The sequence below is a fragment of the Pantoea sp. PA1 genome, assembly GCF_056856975.1.
In genome coordinates, this window is record NZ_JBXGEE010000004.1 from 265,260 (window position 1) to 285,186 (window position 19,927).

Sequence of the window (19,927 nt, forward strand, 5' to 3'; positions counted from 1 at the left end):
TTGCCCCGATTTTCATGTACATTGATGGGCAACTTTTTCCTTGTTTTGCCCGGTAACTCATTAATAACAATAAGTTAAGGCGCGAAGCATTAATCCGACCTGGAGTAGAAAATGCCCTCTCGTAAAGAGCTTGCCAACGCCATTCGTGCGTTAAGTATGGATGCAGTACAGAAAGCGAAATCGGGACATCCGGGTGCCCCAATGGGTATGGCGGACATCGCTGAAGTACTCTGGCGCGGTTACCTGAACCACAACCCGACCAACCCGCAGTGGGCTGACCGCGACCGTTTCGTGCTTTCCAACGGTCACGGCTCCATGCTGATCTATAGCCTGCTGCACCTCACCGGCTACGATCTGCCGATGAGCGAACTGGAAAACTTCCGCCAGCTGCACTCAAAAACTCCAGGTCACCCGGAATATGGCTACACCGCCGGCGTTGAAACCACCACCGGTCCGCTGGGGCAGGGCATCGCTAATGCGGTCGGTTTCGCTATCGCTGAGCGCACCCTGGCCGCGCAGTTCAACCGTCCGGGTCATGACATCGTAGACCACAATACCTATGTCTTCATGGGTGATGGCTGCATGATGGAAGGCATCTCGCACGAAGTCTGCTCACTGGCGGGTACGCTGAAGCTGGGCAAACTGGTGGCCTTCTATGATGACAACGGTATCTCTATCGACGGTCACATTGATGGCTGGTTCACCGATGACACCGCTAAGCGCTTTGAAGCTTACGGCTGGCACGTTGTGCGCGGCGTTGATGGTCACGATGCGGACGCGATTGCTAAAGCGATCGACGAAGCGAAAAGCGTCAGCGACAAGCCATCACTGCTGATGTGCAAAACTGTCATCGGCTTCGGTTCGCCGAACAAAGCGGGCACCCATGATTCACACGGCGCACCGCTGGGTGATGACGAAGTGGCGCTGACCCGTAAACAGCTGGGCTGGAACCACGCACCGTTCGTTATCCCGTCAGAGATCTACGCTGAGTGGGACGCGAAAGAAGCGGGTCAGGCGAAAGAGTCCGCCTGGGATGAGAAATTCGCGGCTTACGCGCAGGCTCACCCGGAACTGGCCGCTGAGTTTAAGCGTCGCATCAGCAATGAGCTGCCTGCTAACTGGCAGGAAGAGTCTCAGAAATTTGTTGAGCAGCTGCAGGCGAACCCGGCGAAGATCGCCAGCCGTAAAGCCTCACAGAATGCGATTGAAGCCTTCGGTAAAATTCTGCCGGAATACCTGGGCGGTTCAGCTGACCTTGCGCCGAGCAACCTGACTGTCTGGTCGGGCTCTAAGCCGATCAATGAAGATGCGGCAGGTAACTACATCCATTACGGCGTGCGTGAATTCGGTATGACCGCTATCGCTAATGGCCTGGCGCTGCACGGCGGCTTCCTGCCTTACACGGCCACCTTCCTGATGTTCGTTGAGTATGCGCGTAACGCTGCGCGTATGGCGGCACTGATGAAGATCCGTCAGATCATGGTCTACACCCACGACTCCATCGGTCTGGGCGAAGATGGCCCGACGCACCAGCCGGTTGAACAGATGGCCAGCCTGCGCACAACGCCAAACATGAGCCTGTGGCGTCCGTGTGACCAGGTTGAATCTGCCGTGGCGTGGAAATACGCGATTGAACGTCAGGATGGCCCGACGGCACTGATCTTCTCCCGTCAGAACCTCGCGCAGCAGTCGCGTGACGCTGAGCAGCTGGCTAACGTGGCGCGCGGCGGCTATGTGCTGAAAGATTGCGACGGCACGCCTGAGCTGATCCTGATCGCCACCGGTTCAGAAGTTGAACTGGCTGTCGGTGCGTGGGACAAACTCACCAGCGAAGGTCGTAAGGTGCGTGTCGTCTCTATGCCTTCAACGGATGCCTTCGACAAGCAGAGCGATGCGTATCGCGAAGCCGTTCTGCCAAAAGCGGTCAGCGCGCGCGTGGCTATCGAAGCGGGCATCGCAGATTACTGGTTCAAATACACCGGTCTGAATGGGGCCATCGTCGGCATGACCAGCTTCGGCGAATCAGCGCCTGCGGATCAGCTGTTTGAACTGTTTGGCTTTACTGTCGACAACGTTGTGGCGAAAGCCAAAGCGCTGCTGGCGTAAAAAACCGGTCAGGCGGGCCTGAACCCGCCTGGCGCTAAACTCAGAGGGACGACTTTTTCGTCCCTCTCGCTCTTTTATTCCTGCAGTAATAACCTGTTTTCGCCTCAATTTGTGACGCAGATCTAAATATAAGCAGTCAGATTGATCACAGTCATTCCCGTTATTCCTTCCTTCCATTATTGTAGCTGAACCGTTTCAGTCGCCAGGCAACTTGCCCTGGTTTCGGACAATGCCGGGTAAGAATCTCCTGTACAAAATGCAGTGAAACGCTCAGGCTAACGGCACGTTTTTTTCAGTCTGACGTGGCAGGAGAGAAATGACGGTACGGGTAGCAATAAATGGTTTTGGCCGGATTGGACGCAACGTTCTGCGCGCGTTATATGAAACGGGCCGGCGGGCGGAGATTACGGTGGTGGCGATCAACGAGCTGGCGGAAGCCACCGGGATGGCGCACCTGCTGAAATATGACACCAGCCATGGCCGTTTTGCTTTTGATGTGCGGCAGGAGCGCGATGTGATGTGGGTGGGGGGCGATACCCTGCGCATTCTGCACCGTGCAGAGATTGCCGATCTGCCGTGGCGTGAACTCGATGTTGATGTGGTACTGGACTGCACCGGCGTTTACGGTTCGCGCGCGGATGGCGAAGCGCATCTTCAGGCGGGTGCCAAAAAAGTGCTGTTCTCTCATCCCGGCGGGAACGATCTCGACGCGACCGTGGTGTATGGCGTTAATCAGCAGGATCTGAGCGCCAGCGACCGCATCGTCTCCAATGCCTCCTGTACCACCAACTGCATTATTCCGGTGATTAAACTGCTGGATGATGCGTTTGGCATCGAATCCGGCACCGTCACCACGATTCACTCGGCGATGCACGATCAGCAGGTGATCGACGCTTATCACAGCGATCTGCGCCGCACCCGAGCAGCCAGCCAGTCGATCATTCCGGTCGACACCCGGCTGGCGGCGGGCATCACCCGCATTTTTCCGAAGTTCAACGATCGCTTTGAGGCGATAGCGGTTCGCGTCCCGACGATCAACGTGACGGCTATTGATCTCAGCGTTTCTGTTCGTCAGGCAGTGAAGGCGTGCGAGGTTAACACCCTGTTGCAAAGCGCGGCAGAGGGGGCATTTCGTGGTATAGTTGACTATACGGAATTACCGTTAGTCTCTGTAGATTTTAACCATGATCCGCACAGCGCCATTGTGGACGGAACGCAAACGCGGGTCAGCGGTCAACACCTTATCAAGACCCTGGTCTGGTGTGACAACGAATGGGGCTTTGCTAACCGAATGCTCGACACGACGTTAGCCATGGCCGCAAGCGGTTTCAGGTAAGACGCGGTTTGCGTCTGGCAAAACTTATGAGAATCAACGAGAGGGTTCACCATGTCTGTAATTAAGATGACCGATCTGGATCTGGCTGGCAAACGCGTGCTGATCCGTGCCGATCTCAACGTACCGGTTAAAGAAGGTAAAGTGACGTCTGATGCACGTATCCGTGCTTCTCTGCCCACCATTGAAGCGGCGTTGAAACAGGGCGCGAAAGTAATGGTTACCTCTCACCTGGGTCGTCCGACCGAAGGTGAATACAACGAAGAGTTCTCGCTGCTGCCGGTCGTGAACTACCTGAAAGAGAAGCTGAGCGGCACCAATGTGACCCTGGCAAAAGATTACCTCGACGGCGTGGAAGTGGGCGCTGGCGAACTGGTGGTGCTGGAAAACGTTCGCTTTAACAAAGGCGAGAAGAAAGACGACGAAGCGCTGTCTAAAAAATATGCTGCCCTGTGCGACGTCTTCGTGATGGACGCGTTTGGTACTGCACACCGCGCGCAGGCCTCTACTCACGGCGTCGGCAAATTTGCGCCTGTTGCCTGTGCCGGTCCGCTGCTCTCCGCTGAACTGGAAGCGCTGGGCAAGGTGATGACCAACCCTGAGCGTCCGCTGGTCGCTGTCGTGGGCGGTTCTAAAGTTTCAACCAAATTTGATGTGCTGCAGTCGCTGGTGAAAATCGCGGACACCGTGATTGTCGGCGGCGGCATCGCCAACACCTTCGTGGCGATCGACAATAAAGTCGGTAAATCCCTGTATGAGCCAGACTTCGTTGAAGCCGCGAAAGGCCTGCGCGATCAGCACGGTATTCCGGTTCCGACTGACTCACGTGTCGGCACGGAATTCTCCGAAACTGCACCAGCGACCGTGAAAAAGGTTTCGGAAGTGGCGGATAACGAAGAGATTATGGACTTCGGTGACGAAACCGCACAGGCGATGGCTGCCATCCTGAAAGATGCGAAAACCATCCTGTGGAACGGCCCGGTGGGCGTATTCGAGTTCCCTAACTTCCGTAAAGGCACCGAAATCGTGGCGAACGCCATTGCGGACAGTGAGGCGTTCTCTGTGGCTGGCGGCGGCGACACCTTAGCGGCGATCGACCTGTTCGGTATCGAAGACAAAATTTCCTACATCTCTACCGGTGGCGGCGCGTTCCTTGAGTTCGTGGAAGGCAAGAAACTGCCTGCCGTCGCCATGCTGGAAGAGCGTGCGAAGCAGTAAACCTTTGGGGGTGATGCCCTGCGGCATCGCCTGAAGTCTTGCCCGTCTGGGCGTTTAAATCGACGTTCCTTAAGGGGAACAACGGTCACGAAACAGGACACAATCATGTCTAAAATTTTTGATTTCGTAAAACCCGGCGTTGTCACTGGTGATGACGTACAGAAGATCTTCAAAGTCGCGAAAGAGAACAAATTCGCACTGCCAGCCGTAAACTGCGTCGGCACCGACTCTATCAATGCCGCACTGGAAGCTGCTGCGAAAGTTAAAGCGCCAATCATCATTCAGTTCTCTAACGGTGGTGCGGCTTTCATCGCGGGTAAAGGTTTCAAGACTGACAAACCACAGGGCGCCGCTATTTTCGGTGCAATCTCGGGTGCACACCATGTTCACCTGATGGCTGAGCAGTATGGCGTGCCGGTAATTCTGCACACTGACCACTGTGCCAAGAAACTGCTGCCGTGGATCGACGGTCTGCTGGACGCGGGTGAAGAGTACTACCAGAAAAACGGTAAACCGCTGTTCTCTTCTCACATGATCGACCTGTCAGAAGAGTCTCTGGAAGAGAACATCGAAATCAGCAGCAAATACCTGGCGCGCATGGCGAAACTCGACATGACCCTGGAGATTGAACTGGGCTGCACCGGCGGTGAAGAAGATGGCGTTGATAACAGCCACATGGACGCATCCGCACTCTACACCCAGCCAGAAGATGTGAACTACGCGTACGAAAAACTGCATGCGATCAGCCCGCGCTTCACCATTGCGGCGTCATTCGGTAACGTCCACGGCGTGTACAAGCCAGGCAACGTGAAACTGACCCCGACCATTCTGCGTGATTCGCAGAAGTTTGTGTGTGAAAAACATGGCCTGCCGCACAACGCGCTGGACTTCGTTTTCCACGGCGGTTCAGGTTCTTCAGCAGCAGAGATCGAAGAGTCTATCAGCTACGGCGTGATCAAGATGAACATCGATACCGATACCCAGTGGGCAACCTGGGACGGCATTCTGCAGTACTACAAAAAGAACGAAGGCTATCTGCAGTCGCAGCTGGGTAACCCGGAAGGCGACGACAAGCCAAACAAAAAATACTACGACCCACGCGTCTGGCTGCGTTCTGCCCAGGCGTCTATGGTGGTCCGTCTGGAGCAGGCTTTCAAAGAGCTTAACGCTGTCGACGTACTGTAACACCCTGGTGGTTACCGTATAAAAAAGGCCCGAAAGGGCCTTTTTTTTGCCTTTTTTTCAGCAGATTTATGTCAAAAGTCATGCAGGTTTGGCACACCGGCATTTATTGTTTACCCTTTTGTCAGGGATTGTCAGAACGGTTCTGACAATGTGGTCTCATTCCCTTTGGGATTTAATTACAGGATGGTTACATGCAGGATACGGGCATGATCGATGAAATCAACAACGCGGGAAACTGGATTATACGAAATCAGGAACTCCTGATTAGCTATGCGGTAAACATCGTCGCCGCGATTGCGATTATCGTGGTAGGGCTGATGATTGCGCGCATCATCGCCAATGCGGTCAATCGTCTGCTGCGCGCGCGTCACATTGATACCACGGTCGCTGACTTCCTGTCTGCGCTGGTACGCTATGGCATTATCGCGTTCACGCTTATCGCCGCACTGGGGCGTATCGGCGTCCAGACCACCTCGGTCATTGCTATTCTGGGTGCAGCCGGTCTGGCTGTAGGCCTGGCATTAAAAGATTCCCTGTCAAACCTCGCGGCGGGTGTGCTGCTGGTGATTTTCCGCCACTTCCGGGCCGGTGAGTTTGTCGATCTGGGCGGCATCATGGGTACGGTCATGAACGTACAGAGCTTCTCCACGACCCTCAAATCGGCTGACGGCAAGCTGGTGGTGGTGCCTAACGGTAAAATCATCACCGGTAATATCGTTAACTTCTCGCGCGAGCCGATACGCCGCAATGAATTTATCATTGGTGTCTCTTACGATGCGGATGTTGATCAGGTGCTGACGCTGCTGCGCGAAGTGGTTGATGCTGATAGCCGTGTTCTGCAGGAGAAAGGCGTGCAGGTCGGTCTGAATGAGCTGGCGGCCTCCTCAATGAACTTTGTGGTGCGCTGCTGGAGCAACAGCGGAGACCTGCAGGATGTTTACTGGGATCTGCTGAAGAACTTTAAGCGTGCGCTGGATGGAAAAGGGATTGGCATTCCTTATCCACAGATGGATGTGCATCTGCACCGTGTTAAAAAGCCGGAGACCGCTGCGCCAGAGACAATCGCGCCACAGGCCCAGCCGGAGTAATCGTTTTATGGGCGACCCCGGTCGCCCATTCATTTTGCTAATCGCAGATTAATTCTTTCAATTTCCGCTAATCATCGCCCCCTCTTATACTGCTTCACATCTGACGATGTGAGGACATAATTCTGTGATATCTCTCTACTTTCAGGGGCTTGCCCTGGGTGCCGCACTGATTCTGCCGCTGGGTCCGCAGAACGCCTTTGTCATGAATCAGGGGGTAAAGCGGCAGTACCACCTGATGACAGCGGCGCTCTGCTCGCTGAGCGATATTCTGCTGATTTGCGGCGGTATTTTCGGCGGAAGTGCACTCCTGAGTCACTCTCCGCTGCTGCTGGGGGCAATCACCTGGGCGGGCGTGGCATTTCTGCTCTGGTACGGCTGGGGCGCACTGCGTCACGCCTTTCGCGGCGATGTCGATCTGGCAGAGGGGACGTCGCGCAGGCAGAGCAGGGGACGCATCGTGGCGACGCTGCTGGCGGTGACCTGGCTCAACCCGCACGTCTATCTTGATACCTTTGTGGTGCTGGGCAGCCTTGGCGGCCAGTTGCCGACCACCGCGGCGCGTCAGTGGTTCGCGCTGGGAACCATCAGCGCCTCTGTCCTGTGGTTTTTCGGCCTGGCCCTGCTGGCCGCGTGGCTCTCACCGCGTCTGCGCACTGCGACGGCACAGCGCATCATTAACCTGCTGGTCGGCGCAGTGATGTGGTTTATTGCCCTGCAACTGGCGTGCCAGGGTATCGCCGCTTTCTGAACAGAACGCGAACAGGCTACGGTTATTGCCGCACCGCTGGCGAACTTTTGCCATAATGACCACTCAAAGCATGGCGCATACCGATGCGCTGCTGGGCTTCGCCGGTTAGAAGCCGTCATAGTGACCTTTTCAAGGAGGACTTTCATGAAACTGAAAGCATTGGCTCTGGCCGCAATCATGAGCGCCGGAGCACTGCCTGGCGTACACGCTGATGAGTTACCAAATGGGCCGCACGTGGTGACCTCAGGCAAGGCAACAGTCGATGCCCGTCCCGATATCGCCACGCTCTCTATCGTGGTGAATGTCTCATCCAAAGATGCCGCCGATGCGAAAAAGCAGGCGGACAGCCGGGTTGCACAATATTTCGATTTTCTGCAGAAAAACGGCATTGAGAAGAAAGATATCGATGCGGCTAACCTGAGTACCCAGCCAGAGTACGATTACACCAAAGAGGGCAAATCTGTCCTGAAAGGCTACCGCGCGGTGCGTCAGGTTCAGGTCACTCTGCGTCAGCTGGACAAGCTGAACGATCTGCTGGATGGGGCACTGAAATCGGGTCTGAACGAGGTGCGCAGCGTCGAGTTAGGCGTGGCAAACCCGGAGAGCTACAAAGAGCAGGCACGTAAAGCGGCGATTAAAAATGCCACTCAGCAGGCCTCACAGCTGGCTGAAGGCTTTAACGCGAAGCTGGGCCCAATCTACAGCATCCGCTATCAGGTCGCTAACTATCAGCCAATGCCGATGAACCGCATGTATAAAGCGGCGGCAGCAGCCGATACCTCAGCCCAGGAAACCTACGATCAGCAGAGCATTAACTTTGACGATCAGGTCGATGTGGTGTTTGAACTCAAGCCCAACGCGCCATAATGCAAAACGGGGCTGATGTCCCGTTTGAAATTGTTGACAAAACCTGGCCCGGTTCGCTGTGAGACGGTGCCTGCACAGGAAACAGGGTCAGATCGGAAAGTCGCTAAGGCCAATCCCTGGCCGCTCGGCCCGCACCATCCCTGGCGCGGGACGCTTTCCTCTTCTGACCCTGCTCCCTGCGCGTTTAACTTTTCTGTTGTTGTAAGAGTCTTCTTTATCCCGATTTGTCAGCAACAAAAACGGGGCTTTCGCCCCGTTTTTGTTTTCAGGCTGCCACGTCGTCCTGACGCAGCACCCGATGTCCATGCGCTATCAGCGCGTCGGTGACCCGACGCATCAGACGGCTCTCCGGCGCAAAACGATGCCAGTAGAGCATCCGGCGCTGATACAGGCCAGGCGTCAAATCGATTAACTCCCCGCTTGCCAGCTCGCGCTCAATCTGCAGATGCGGAATCATACAGCAGGTCGACCCCTGTCGTGCCATCTGCACAAAGGCTTCCGATGAGTTGACGATGTGGCAGGGCACGCTCCCGGGTGAGAGGTCGAAATTCTGCTGCAGGAAGGCCTGATGCATATCATCAAGGTGGTCGAACGCGACCGCAGGCGCCTTCAGCAGGGCAGAGCGGGTCACCCCGTTGGGGAAGAAGCGATCGGCAAAGTCGCGCGACGCCACAAACAGATAGTCGAGCGCGCCGAGCTGGTCCACCAGACAGCTGGGCAGCGGCTGCGGCTGAATACTAACCGCGCCCACCACCTCACCGCGACGCAGACGCTCCTGGGTGCGGGTTTCATCTTCCACCTGCAGATTCAGGCGCACGGGCGAGTCGGCCAGCACATCTTTCAGGGCGGGCAGCAGCCAGGTCGCCAGACTGTCGGCGTTGACCGCCAGCGACAGCAGCAGCGGCGTGGTTCCACTGTTCTCATCACCCAGCCACTCCTCTTCCAGCAGCTCGACCTGATGCAGTAACGCCAGCAATTTCTGGCCCTGTTCGGTCGGACGCGGCGGCACGGTGCGCACCAGTAGCGGCTGGCCAAACAGGTTTTCCAGCTGCTTGATACGCTGAGACACCGCCGACTGGGTGATGCAGAGTTTCTGTGCGGCTCGCTCAAACCCGCGTTCGCGGATCACTGAATCCAGCGCCTGAAGCGTTCGATAATCCGGGCGTTTCATTATTCTTCTCTCTCCTTCAGGGTGGACGTCACTATGCCACAAAAGTGCCGCCTGTGATGGCTCACCTGTTTTTTGTGGGCTGGCTTCCAAAGCGTTAAATCCACGTCGGTCAGCCGAGCATTTTCAGCCAGCCTTGTTTTATACTACGCGCACTTCGTTGTCGCACAGGTTTTAAACATACCATGACCCAGGATGAACTGAAAAAAGCCGTTGGCTGGGCTGCACTTGAGTACGTGCAGCCGGGAACGGTTGTTGGCGTAGGCACCGGATCCACCGCTGCCCACTTTATCGATGCGCTTGCCACAGTCAGGCATCAGATCGAAGGTGCCGTCTCCAGCTCGGATGCCTCGACTCTGAAACTGAAAAGCCTGGGCATTCCGGTGTTTGACCTGAACGAGATCGATCTGCTGTCGGTTTACGTCGATGGTGCGGATGAGATCAACCCGCAGATGCAGATGATCAAAGGCGGTGGCGCGGCGCTGACGCGTGAAAAGATCGTGGCCGCGGTGGCGCAGACCTTTATCTGTATCGCCGACGCCTCTAAAGAGGTCGATGTGCTGGGCCGCTTCCCGCTGCCGATCGAGGTGATCCCGATGGCGCGCAGTTACGTTGCGCGTGAGCTGGTTAAAATGGGCGGCCTGCCGGAGTATCGCCAGAATGTCATCACCGATAACGGCAACATCATTCTCGACGTGCATAATCTGACTATTCTCGATCCGATTGCGCTGGAAAAGAGCATCAACGCTTTGCCTGGCGTGGTCACCGTGGGCCTGTTTGCCGCACGCGGCGCCGATATTGCGCTGATAGGCGGTCCGGATGGCGTGAAAACCATCAAAAAATGATCTGTCCGGCGTCGATACGGCGCCGCTTATTTCTGCCTGCAAATCATCTTTTCTCGCCCGGGTGAAATTTGGTGACTTATGTCACATAACCGTTATCCGCAACGGTTTCATTCTCTCTTCAACCCTGACCCCGTGATTTTGTCTGGCATTGTGGTGCTGCCAGCCGTTGCCGTGCTGGCTCCCGGGCAATCGTTTGTATTGCCCGACGCGATTTTTTTGATATTTTGACAGAAGGCTGGCTTATGGTACTCCTCATTGAATGCTGAATAGGATCGGGAAATGGCAAAGGTATCACTGGATAAAGATAAGATTAAGTTCCTGCTGGTGGAGGGTGTGCATCAGAGCGCGCTGGACAACCTGCGGGCTGCAGGCTACACCAACATCGAATTTCACAAGGGCGCGCTGGACGCTGATGCATTAAAAGCCTCCATCCGTGATGCGCACTTCATTGGTATCCGTTCCCGCTCCCAGCTCACTGAAGAGATTTTTGCGGCAGCTGAAAAGCTGGTCGCTGTCGGCTGTTTCTGTATCGGAACCAACCAGGTTGACCTGCAGGCCGCCGCCAGCCGCGGAATCCCGGTCTTCAATGCGCCGTTCTCCAATACCCGCTCGGTCGCTGAACTGGTGATTGGTGAAATGCTGCTGATGCTGCGTGGCATCCCGGAAGCGAATGCCAAAGCGCACCGTGGTATCTGGAACAAGAATGCCAAAGGCTCATTCGAAGCGCGTGGGAAAAAACTCGGCATCATCGGTTACGGCCATATCGGGATGCAGCTGGGCGTGCTGGCAGAGAGCCTGGGCATGCACGTTTTCTTCTACGACATTGAAAACAAGCTGCCGCTGGGTAATGCCACTCAGGTTCGCCATCTGGCGGAACTGCTCAACATGAGCGACGTTGTGAGCCTGCACGTACCGGAAACCGTGTCGACACAGGATATGATCGGGGCGGAGCAGCTGGCGCAGATGAAGCCTGGCGCGCTGCTGATTAACGCCTCTCGCGGCACGGTTGTGGATATCCCGGCGCTGTGCGAAGCACTGGCCAGCAAGCATGTGGGAGGCGCGGCCATCGACGTCTTCCCGGTCGAGCCAGCCACCAACAGCGATCCCTTTATCTCTCCGCTGAGTGAGTTCGACAACGTGATCCTGACGCCGCACATTGGCGGTTCGACAGAAGAAGCGCAGGAGAACATCGGTATTGAAGTTGCGGGCAAGCTGGCGAAATATTCCGATAACGGCTCCACCCTGTCGGCGGTCAACTTCCCCGAAGTCTCACTGCCGATCCACGGCATCAGCGCCAGCCGTCTGCTGCACATCCACGAGAACCGTCCGGGCGTGCTGACGGCGATCAACCAGATTTTCGCCGAGCAGGGCATTAACATCGCCGCTCAGTATCTGCAGACGTCGCCATTTATGGGCTATGTGGTCATCGATATCGATGCTGAGCCGGAAGTGGCGGAGAAAGCTCTGCAGCTGATGAAGGCTATTCCGGGGACTATCCGCGCGCGTTTACTTTACTAAGCGCTACCCGCCTGGAGAGGCGCTGAGTCGCGTCTCTTCAGGTTTCATTGCAGCCAGGTGCGCCCGGACAGGGGATTAAGCCATCTGAAAGTGTCGTAAGATCACTTCCTCTACTCCCACTGCCACAGCTTTGACGGCGTCATTACGGCCGGTAAAGGCACATCCCATTCTGCCACCGGCAGGCTGTCAACCTGCTGACAATCGTGGGCCAGACCCACGGGCAAAAAGCCGTGCTGCCGCCAGTTCTGCAGCGTGCGATCGTAGAAGCCTCCGCCCATCCCCAGACGCTGACCGGCGTGATCAAACGCCACCAGCGGCACCATCATCAGATCCAGCTGATCCAGGGTGATCAATTGCCGGATGTCTAGCGGCGGTTCGGGAATACGCAGCTTATTGGTCTGCAAAGGGGTGTCGGGCGAATAGCGCAGAAACAGTAAATTACCGGGAGAGAAGGGGTGCAAAACCGGCAGACAGACCGTTTTTTTCAGATGCCACAACCGGGCAATCAGCGGACGGGTATTGAGCTCTCCATCCACCGACAGAAACAGGGCAATATTTTGTGCGGCAGTAAGCGGGGCGTAGTTCAGGGCCAGCTCCGCAAGCTGTTCGGCCGCCTGGGCCTGCTGCTCGTCCGTCAGGGCCCGGCGCAGATGACGCACCTGCTGGCGAATTTCCTGACGCTGTAACATGGAAGGTGCAGAGATGGAAGGTTCAGACATGATTTCCCCGCCGGATAAGTCGCTGTTCAGCGACTATAACATGTCGGTCGGGGGAAAAAAGCAGGAGTGCTGAAAGGGAGATCTCCGAGATGCCGCCGTAGGCTGTAACCCTTGAACCCTTGGTTCAAGGTGAACATGCCGTCGTAACCATCAGGCTTCTCGGACGGACCGAGCATGCACACAGGTTACAGAGCGTCACATTCTGTTTTTTCGAAATATCGGCTCAGGGGACTGGCCCACTTGCAAACATCTCAGAGAAAATTTACCTCACCGTTACTGTAGCACAGCAACCATGAAGTTTTATTCGAACTTCGCATCCTGGCGGTCGGTTATGCGACCCTGCTCAACTAACGCCTGCTCAATCGTCTGCTGCAGCATACGGATACGCTGTTCCATATTAGCAGCATAATCGCGCGTTTTCACTTTCTCTTGCGCCAGTTCATGGCAGACGTTTAACGCGGCGATGAACACCAGTTGCTCTGTATTTGTGACTCTAGTGCGAACTTTTAAATCTTGCAACCGCTGATTGAGATCGTCAGCCGCACTATTGAGCGCATCTTGCTGCTCTGGCGGACAATTCACTCTTAACGAACGACCAAAAATTTGTAAATCTACCGGTTGTGCAGACATGCCACCTTCCTGACTGATTACTTCGCTCGCAACTCCCTTAGCAGTCAATGGCTTGGGAGGCGGGCAACTATATAGACCCACGAAATAAGATACAACCCCTTTTCTGGAAACCTTGAGGCAGCTAGTGGTAGCATAACACGAACTTATTCTGCCAACGACGATGAAAACTTATGTCCTTACAGAACGCAACCCCCGATTACAACGCGCTTGCGGCGGTGCTCTCACAGCAGGGTGTTGGAATGACGCCCGCAGAAATGCACGGCCTGCTGAGTGGGATCCTCTGCGGCGGTAACCAGGACACCAGCTGGAAGACGCTGGTCCACGATCTGGCTAACGAAGGCATGGCGTTTTCTCACTCTCTCGCAGTGCCACTGACAGAACTGCACGCGCACACGGCGACCACGCTGGAAGATGAAGGCTTTCTGTTTCAGCTGCTGCTGCCCGCTGATGATGACATCACCGTCTTTGACCGTGCCGATGCGCTGGCGGGCTGGGTGAACCATTTTCTGCTCGGCCTGGGCGTAACACAGCCTAAACTGGATAAGGTCACCGGGGAAACCGGCGAAGCCATTGATGACCTGCGCACCATCGCTCAGCTCGGTTATGAAGAGGATGAAGACCAGGAGGAGCTGGAGCAGTCGCTGGAAGAGGTGATTGAGTATGTGCGCGTGGCAGCCCTGCTGTGTCATGACACCTTTACCCGCCCACAGCCCACTGCGCCAGAAGTGCAAAAGCCGACGCTGCATTAAGTCAGGCATTTCAGGTCAACGAGTTTAACCGGTCAGTTTACAGGGAGTGCAGAGATGATTTCACTGGAACGATTCCTGCAGCGCCGTCAGGCGCTGTTAGCGAAGATGGCGCCAGGCAGCGCCGCGTTAATTTTTGCTGCGCCTGAAGTGACGCGCAGTAATGACACCGAGTATCCGTTTCGTCAGAGCAGCGATTTCAGCTATTTCACCGGTTTTAACGAGCCACAGGCGCTGCTGGTCCTGATCAAAAGCGATGAGAATCACAACCACAGCGTGCTGTTTAACCGCGTGCGTGACCTCACGGCAGAGATCTGGTCTGGCCGTCGGCTGGGTCAGGAGGCGGCTCCCGCGAAACTGGGCGTGGATCGCGCCTTGCCCTGGGACGACATTGGCGAACAGCTGCACCTGCTGCTCAACGGCCTGGATGTGATCTACCACGCACAGGGTGACTACAGCCATGCCGATGCCCTGGTGTTCAGCGCTCTGGAAAAACTGCGTCGTGGGTTCCGCCAGAACCTCAGCGCGCCTGCCACCCTGACCGACTGGCGTCCCTGGGTGCATGAGATGCGCCTGTTCAAGGATGCGGATGAAATCGAGCTGATGCGCCGCGCCGGGAAGATCAGTGCCCTGGCCCATACCCGTGCCATGCTGGCCTGCCAGCCAGGCATGTTTGAGTATCAGCTGGAGGGAGAGATTCATCACGAATTTGCCCGTCATGGCGCGCGCTTCCCGGCCTACAACACCATTGTCGGTGCCGGAGAAAACGGCTGCATTCTGCACTACACCGAAAATGAAAGTGAAATGCGTGACGGCGATCTGGTGCTGATCGATGCCGGCTGCGAGTTCCACGGCTATGCCGGGGATATCACCCGCACCTTCCCGGTTAACGGCAAATTCAGCCCGGCGCAGCGCGCGATTTATGACATCGTTCTGGCTTCACTGAACCGGGCGCTGGAGATGTTCCGGCCTGGCATCAGCATTCGCGAAGTCAACGATGAAGTCGTACGCATTATGATCACCGGCCTGGTTGAGCTGGGCATTCTCGACGGTGACGTCGATACGCTGATTGCCGAAGAGGCGCATCGTCAGTTCTACATGCATGGTCTGGGCCACTGGCTGGGGCTGGATGTTCACGATGTTGGCCACTACGGCACGCCGAGCCGCGACCGGATACTGGAACCGGGCATGGTGTTAACGGTTGAACCGGGCCTCTACATCGCGCCGGATGCGGATGTCCCTGTGACGTATCGCGGCATCGGTATCCGTATCGAAGATGACATCGTGATCACCGAAGAGGGCATTGAAAATCTCACCGACAGCGTTGTGAAAGAGGCCGATGAGATTGAGGCGCTGATGGCGGCGGCTAAACAGGCATGACGATTCTGATTGCCGGTGGCGGCATGACCGGGGCGACGCTGGCGCTGGCGATCTCCCATCTCACTCAGGGCAAACTGCCGGTGACGCTGATCGAGCGCAGCGAGCCTGCCAGCCGGGCGCACCCCGGTTTTGATGGCCGGGCGATTGCGCTCTCAGCCGGCACCTGCCAGCAGCTGGCGGCGATTAACCTCTGGCAGCGCATCGCCAGCTGTGCCACGCCGATTACTGATATCCATGTCTCCGACCGCGGCCACGCAGGCTTTGTCTCGATGGCGGCGGCTGACTATGAGATTCCGGCGCTGGGGCAGGTTGTCGAGCTGTTTGACGTCGGTCAGCGACTGTTTGCTGAACTGAAAAAAGCGCCGGGCGTGACGTTGCGCTGTCCGGCTCGCGTGACCCAGGCAACCCGCAGCGAAGAGCAGGTTGAGGTGACGCTGGACAACGGCGAGCAACTCAGCGGAAAAGTGCTGGTGGCGGCAGACGGCACACGCTCTGCACTGGCGGCATCCTGTGGCATCCAGTGGCAGACTGAGGCGTATCAGCAGCTGGCGGTTATCGCCAACGTCTCCACCGCACTGCCTCATCAGGGCCGGGCATTTGAACGTTTCACCGAGCATGGCCCGCTGGCGCTGTTGCCGATGTCCGGGAACCGTCTGTCGCTGGTCTGGTGCCATCCGGCGTCGCAGCGCGAAAAAATAGTGCAGTGGAGTGATGCTGAATTCCTCAGCGAGTTGCAGCGCGCCTTTGGCTGGCGGCTGGGGAAATTCACCCACACCGGTCAGCGCGAATGCTACCCGCTGGCGCTGCACCAGGCGGTGCAGACGGTAACGCATCGCGTGGCGGTGGTAGGCAATGCGGCACAGACGCTGCATCCGATTGCCGGGCAGGGCTTTAACCTGGGCCTGCGCGACGTGATGTCGCTGGCGGAAACGCTGGCCGCTGCCCATCGGGAACAGCAGGACCCTGGCAGCTATGCGGTCCTGAATCACTATCAGCAACGCCGGCAGTCGGACCGTGCCGCCACCATTGGCATCACAGACGGGCTGGTTCGCGTCTTTGCCAATCGTTACGCCCCGCTGGTGGCAGGACGTAACCTGGGCCTGCTGGCGATGGACCATCTGCCGTGGCTACGAAATCAACTGGCTGAGCGCACGCTTGGCTGGGTTAAGCGTTAATAAAGAGGCTCAGATGCAAACTTTTGATGTGGTGATTGCCGGTGGCGGAATGGTGGGGCTGGCTGTCGCCTGCGGCTTGCAGGGCAGTGGACTGCGCATCGCCGTACTGGAAAAATCGCCGGAGCCGCCCCTGGCGCTGAGTGCGTCACCCTCCGTCCGTGTTTCGGCAATTAATGCCGCCAGTGAGCGTCTGCTGCAGAAGCTGGATGTCTGGTCAACCATCCTTTCCCTGCGCGCCAGCCCCTATCACGGTATGGAAGTGTGGGAGAAGGACAGTTTTGGAGCCATCGCGTTTGATGATGAGCAGCAGGGCCTGTCGCATCTTGGCCACATTATCGAAAATCCGGTGATCCAGAGCGCGCTCTGGCAACGCGCCAGCACCTGCAGTGACGTCACGCTGATGGCGCCTTCGCAGTTGCAGCAGGTGGCATTTGGTGACAACGAAGCCTTTATCACGCTGCAGGATGGCAGCATGCTAAGCGCGCGCTTAATGATTGCTGCTGATGGCGCAAACTCCTGGCTGCGCAACAAAGCGGATATTCCACTGACCTTCTGGGATTACGACCACCATGCGTTGGTGGCTAACGTTCGCACCGAACAACCTCATGACGCGGTGGCGCGTCAGGTGTTCCACGGCGACGGCATACTGGCGTTCCTGCCGATGCAGGACCCACACCTCAGCTCTATCGTCTGGTCGCTGTCGCCTCAGGAAGCCAGCCGCCTGGAAACCATGCCGGACGCACTGTTCAACCAGCAGCTCTCCGTGGCGTTTGATATGCGCCTTGGCCTCTGCCAGCTGGAAAGTGAGCGCAAAACGTTTCCGCTGGTGGCGCGCTACGCCCGCAACTTCGCGGCGCACCGTCTGGCGCTGGTCGGGGATGCGGCTCACACCATCCATCCGCTGGCAGGACAGGGGGTTAACCTGGGCTTCATGGACGCCGCAGAGCTGATCGGTGAGATCCGGCGTCTCCATCAGCAGGGCAAAGATATCGGTCAGCACCTCTATCTGCGCCGCTATGAGCGCAGCCGTAAACACAGCGCCGCCATGATGCTGGCGGGCATGCAGGGCTTCCGCGAAATGTTTGCAGGCAACAACCCGGCGAAAAAACTGCTGCGCGATGTCGGTCTGAAGCTGGCGGACCGTTTACCGGGCGTCAAACCGATGATGCTGAAACAGGCGATGGGCCTGACCGATTTGCCCGCCTGGCTTCGCTGAATCTGCCCCTCTGCTAAGCCAGCTTCTGCTGGCTTTTTTATCTCTCAATCCCCCTCTGCACCACAAAAAGGCAACGCTGCACCAGCAGGGTTCCTCGTTTGATTTATTCTAATTTTGCGTGAGATTTCGCATTACTTTTTTTTATCCGGAAGCGCGCGGAAGGCGGGATCTTTTTAACAACCTGGACGTCGTGCCGCATAAATTTGCTGCGTATATTTAAATAGCCTGCATTTATTGCGCGATTAATCACAAAAATGCAGTTTATTATCCTGTCGCTTCCGATTCCTGGTTAGTCTGTGCCTCTGCTTTCGACCCCGATTTGCTTATGGTTAATCGCCAGATTCGGTGGTAACGTCAGCCTCAGGAGAACGTTTGCGTCGGCACAGTATGACGACGCGCTTTTGTACTCATTCGCTTCTGCACAGGATGGTTATGACTCAGCAAACACCTCTGTTTGAACAGCATCAGGCCTGCGGTGCCCGCATGGTGGACTTTCATGGCTGGATGATGCCTTTGCACTACGGCTCCCAGATGGATGAACATCATGTCGTGCGCAGTGACGCCGGCATGTTTGATGTCTCCCACATGACCATTGTCGATCTGACCGGTCCGCGTACCCGCGAGTTTCTGCGCTACCTGCTGGCGAACGATGTGGCAAAACTGACCCAGCCCGGCAAGGCGCTCTACACCGGGATGCTCAATGCCTCGGGTGGCGTCATTGACGATTTAATTGTTTACTTTATGAGCGAGACGTTCTTCCGGCTGGTCGTGAACTCCGCGACCCGTGAGAAAGATCTCGCCTGGATAGCGCAGCACGCGCAGAACTACGGCATTACGCTGACCGAACGCGATGATCTGGCGCTGATTGCCGTGCAGGGTCCGCAGGCACAGCAGAAAGCGCAGACGCTGTTCAGCGAAGAGCAGCGTCAGGCCGTCGCAGGGATGAAGCCCTTTTTCGGCGTGCAGGCGGGCGATCTGTTTATCGCTACAACGGGTTACACCGGCGAAGCGGGATATGAGATTGCGCTGCCCGCAGGCGAGGCGGCGGGGTTCTGGCAGCGCCTGCTGGCTGCAGGGGTGAAACCGGCGGGACTGGGCGCGCGCGACACCCTGCGTCTGGAAGCGGGGATGAACCTCTATGGTCAGGAGATGGATGAAGGTGTCTCACCGCTGGCCGCCAACATGGGCTGGACCGTCTGCTGGGAGCCAGCAGACCGCGATTTCATCGGCCGGGAAGCCCTGGAGCTACAGCGTGAACGCGGAACGGAAAAGCTGGTGGGACTGATCATGACGGAAAAAGGGGTGCTGCGTCACGGGCAGCCGGTGCGTTTCACGGATGAGCAGGGCCAGCAGCAGGAAGGGATCATTACCAGCGGTTCTTTCTCACCGACCCTGGGTTGCAGCATCGCCCTGGCGCGCGTCCCCGCTTCCGTCGGCAGCGCCGCCATCGTTGAGATCCGTAACCGCCAGATGCCGGTACAGGTCACCCGTCCCATTTTTGTCCGCGCCGGTAAGCCGGTCGCTCAGTAAATTTTATTCAGGAGAAATGGCCAATGAGCAATGTGCCGAATACGTTGAAATACCGCGACAGCCACGAATGGGTGCGCAAAGAAGAGGATGGCAGCTACACCGTGGGCATTACCGAACATGCGCAGGAGCTACTGGGCGACATGGTGTTTGTCGATCTGCCGGAAGTGGGCGCGACGTTCGCAGCCGGTGAAGAGTGTGCGGTAGCGGAATCCGTTAAAGCGGCTTCAGATATTTATGCGCCCCTCAGCGGTGAAATTGTGGCGGTCAACGACGCGCTGACCGACTCACCGGAGCAGGTTAACAGCGAGCCTTATGCCGGCGGCTGGTTATTCAAAATGAAAGCCAGCGACGCCTCCGAACTTGACTCGCTGCTGGATGCGGATGCCTATAAAGCCTCCATCGACGAGTAATCGTCAGGCGGCCTCCTGCAGAGGCCGCTGACTTCTGTTTGATCT

Annotated in this window: 18 protein-coding genes and 1 other RNA gene; 15 read left to right on the forward strand and 4 right to left on the reverse strand. The window is 56.8% G+C overall.

The features are described 5' to 3' along the window. Positions 1-111 precede the first annotated feature (111 nt). The 7 genes from tkt to AC1V0D_RS16845 all read left to right on the forward strand — a co-directional run bounded on the left by tkt (position 112) and on the right by AC1V0D_RS16845 (position 8,545). Positions 112-2,106, forward strand: a complete 1,995-nt coding sequence (gene tkt / locus AC1V0D_RS16815; protein WP_046102506.1) for a transketolase — start codon at positions 112-114, stop codon at positions 2,104-2,106. A gap of 316 nt (positions 2,107-2,422) precedes the next feature. After that, entirely contained in the window at positions 2,423-3,442 is a 1,020-nt protein-coding gene (epd, locus tag AC1V0D_RS16820; RefSeq protein ID WP_009087123.1) for an erythrose-4-phosphate dehydrogenase, read from the forward strand. Between the two features lie 51 nt (positions 3,443-3,493). Further along, entirely contained in the window at positions 3,494-4,657 is a 1,164-nt protein-coding gene (gene pgk, locus AC1V0D_RS16825; protein ID WP_009087121.1) for a phosphoglycerate kinase, read from the forward strand. A gap of 105 nt (positions 4,658-4,762) precedes the next feature. Further along, on the forward strand, positions 4,763-5,842 hold the full coding sequence (gene fbaA, locus AC1V0D_RS16830) for a class II fructose-bisphosphate aldolase (protein ID WP_009087119.1): 1,080 nt from the start codon (positions 4,763-4,765) through the stop codon (positions 5,840-5,842). 191 nt (positions 5,843-6,033) lie between these two features. Continuing rightward, the gene (mscS, locus tag AC1V0D_RS16835) at positions 6,034-6,930 is read left to right on the forward strand and encodes a small-conductance mechanosensitive channel MscS (protein ID WP_482907788.1); all 897 of its coding nucleotides are present in this window, start codon (positions 6,034-6,036) and stop codon (positions 6,928-6,930) included. Positions 6,931-7,054: 124 nt separating this feature from the next. Continuing rightward, positions 7,055-7,678 carry an arginine exporter ArgO gene (gene argO / locus AC1V0D_RS16840; RefSeq protein ID WP_476639407.1) on the forward strand — a complete coding sequence of 208 codons (624 nt, stop codon included), beginning with the start codon at positions 7,055-7,057 and terminating at the stop codon, positions 7,676-7,678. A 144-nt stretch (positions 7,679-7,822) separates the two neighbouring features. Continuing rightward, positions 7,823-8,545 (forward strand): oxidative stress defense protein, encoded by a 723-nt coding sequence (locus AC1V0D_RS16845; protein ID WP_009087113.1) that lies wholly within the window; start codon positions 7,823-7,825, stop codon positions 8,543-8,545. Positions 8,546-8,810: 265 nt separating this feature from the next. On the opposite strand, the gene AC1V0D_RS16850 is transcribed toward AC1V0D_RS16845, so the two are convergent. After that, a complete protein-coding gene (locus AC1V0D_RS16850; RefSeq protein ID WP_009087111.1) occupies positions 8,811-9,716 on the reverse strand; it encodes a LysR family transcriptional regulator ArgP in 906 nt (301 codons plus the stop codon). A gap of 182 nt (positions 9,717-9,898) precedes the next feature. On the opposite strand from AC1V0D_RS16850, the gene rpiA reads away from it, so the two are divergent. Further along, positions 9,899-10,558 (forward strand): ribose-5-phosphate isomerase RpiA, encoded by a 660-nt coding sequence (gene rpiA / locus AC1V0D_RS16855; RefSeq protein WP_046102502.1) that lies wholly within the window; start codon positions 9,899-9,901, stop codon positions 10,556-10,558. 279 nt (positions 10,559-10,837) lie between these two features. After that, positions 10,838-12,076, forward strand: a complete 1,239-nt coding sequence (gene serA, locus AC1V0D_RS16860; protein ID WP_009087106.1) for a phosphoglycerate dehydrogenase — start codon at positions 10,838-10,840, stop codon at positions 12,074-12,076. Positions 12,077-12,186: 110 nt separating this feature from the next. On the opposite strand, the gene AC1V0D_RS16865 is transcribed toward serA, so the two are convergent. The 3 genes from AC1V0D_RS16865 to zapA form a co-directional block, all read right to left on the reverse strand. Beyond that, entirely contained in the window at positions 12,187-12,795 is a 609-nt protein-coding gene (locus AC1V0D_RS16865) for a 5-formyltetrahydrofolate cyclo-ligase (RefSeq protein ID WP_140924980.1), read from the reverse strand. 77 nt (positions 12,796-12,872) lie between these two features. Then, positions 12,873-13,056: non-coding RNA, 6S RNA (gene ssrS, locus AC1V0D_RS16870), on the reverse strand. Positions 13,057-13,095: 39 nt separating this feature from the next. Beyond that, complete coding sequence (zapA, locus tag AC1V0D_RS16875; protein ID WP_009087102.1) at positions 13,096-13,425, reverse strand: cell division protein ZapA; 330 nt, start codon at positions 13,423-13,425, stop codon at positions 13,096-13,098. Positions 13,426-13,595: 170 nt separating this feature from the next. Here zapA and AC1V0D_RS16880 point away from each other — a divergent pair, with 170 nt between their 5' ends. The 6 genes from AC1V0D_RS16880 to gcvH all read left to right on the forward strand — a co-directional run bounded on the left by AC1V0D_RS16880 (position 13,596) and on the right by gcvH (position 19,882). Continuing rightward, entirely contained in the window at positions 13,596-14,174 is a 579-nt protein-coding gene (locus AC1V0D_RS16880) for a YecA/YgfB family protein (protein WP_009087101.1), read from the forward strand. Positions 14,175-14,228: 54 nt separating this feature from the next. Then, a complete protein-coding gene (gene pepP / locus AC1V0D_RS16885) occupies positions 14,229-15,551 on the forward strand; it encodes a Xaa-Pro aminopeptidase (protein WP_185185207.1) in 1,323 nt (440 codons plus the stop codon). After that, positions 15,548-16,726 carry a 2-octaprenyl-6-methoxyphenyl hydroxylase gene (gene ubiH / locus AC1V0D_RS16890; protein ID WP_482907789.1) on the forward strand — a complete coding sequence of 393 codons (1,179 nt, stop codon included), beginning with the start codon at positions 15,548-15,550 and terminating at the stop codon, positions 16,724-16,726. Before pepP ends, ubiH begins: the two co-directional genes overlap by 4 nt. Positions 16,727-16,739: 13 nt before the next feature. Beyond that, positions 16,740-17,942, forward strand: coding sequence for an FAD-dependent 2-octaprenylphenol hydroxylase (gene ubiI / locus AC1V0D_RS16895; RefSeq protein WP_058958034.1), 1,203 nt, complete (start codon positions 16,740-16,742; stop codon positions 17,940-17,942). A 432-nt stretch (positions 17,943-18,374) separates the two neighbouring features. Further along, entirely contained in the window at positions 18,375-19,472 is a 1,098-nt protein-coding gene (gene gcvT / locus AC1V0D_RS16900; RefSeq protein WP_140924984.1) for a glycine cleavage system aminomethyltransferase GcvT, read from the forward strand. Between the two features lie 23 nt (positions 19,473-19,495). After that, a complete protein-coding gene (gcvH, locus tag AC1V0D_RS16905; RefSeq protein WP_009087090.1) occupies positions 19,496-19,882 on the forward strand; it encodes a glycine cleavage system protein GcvH in 387 nt (128 codons plus the stop codon). Positions 19,883-19,927 lie beyond the last annotated feature (45 nt).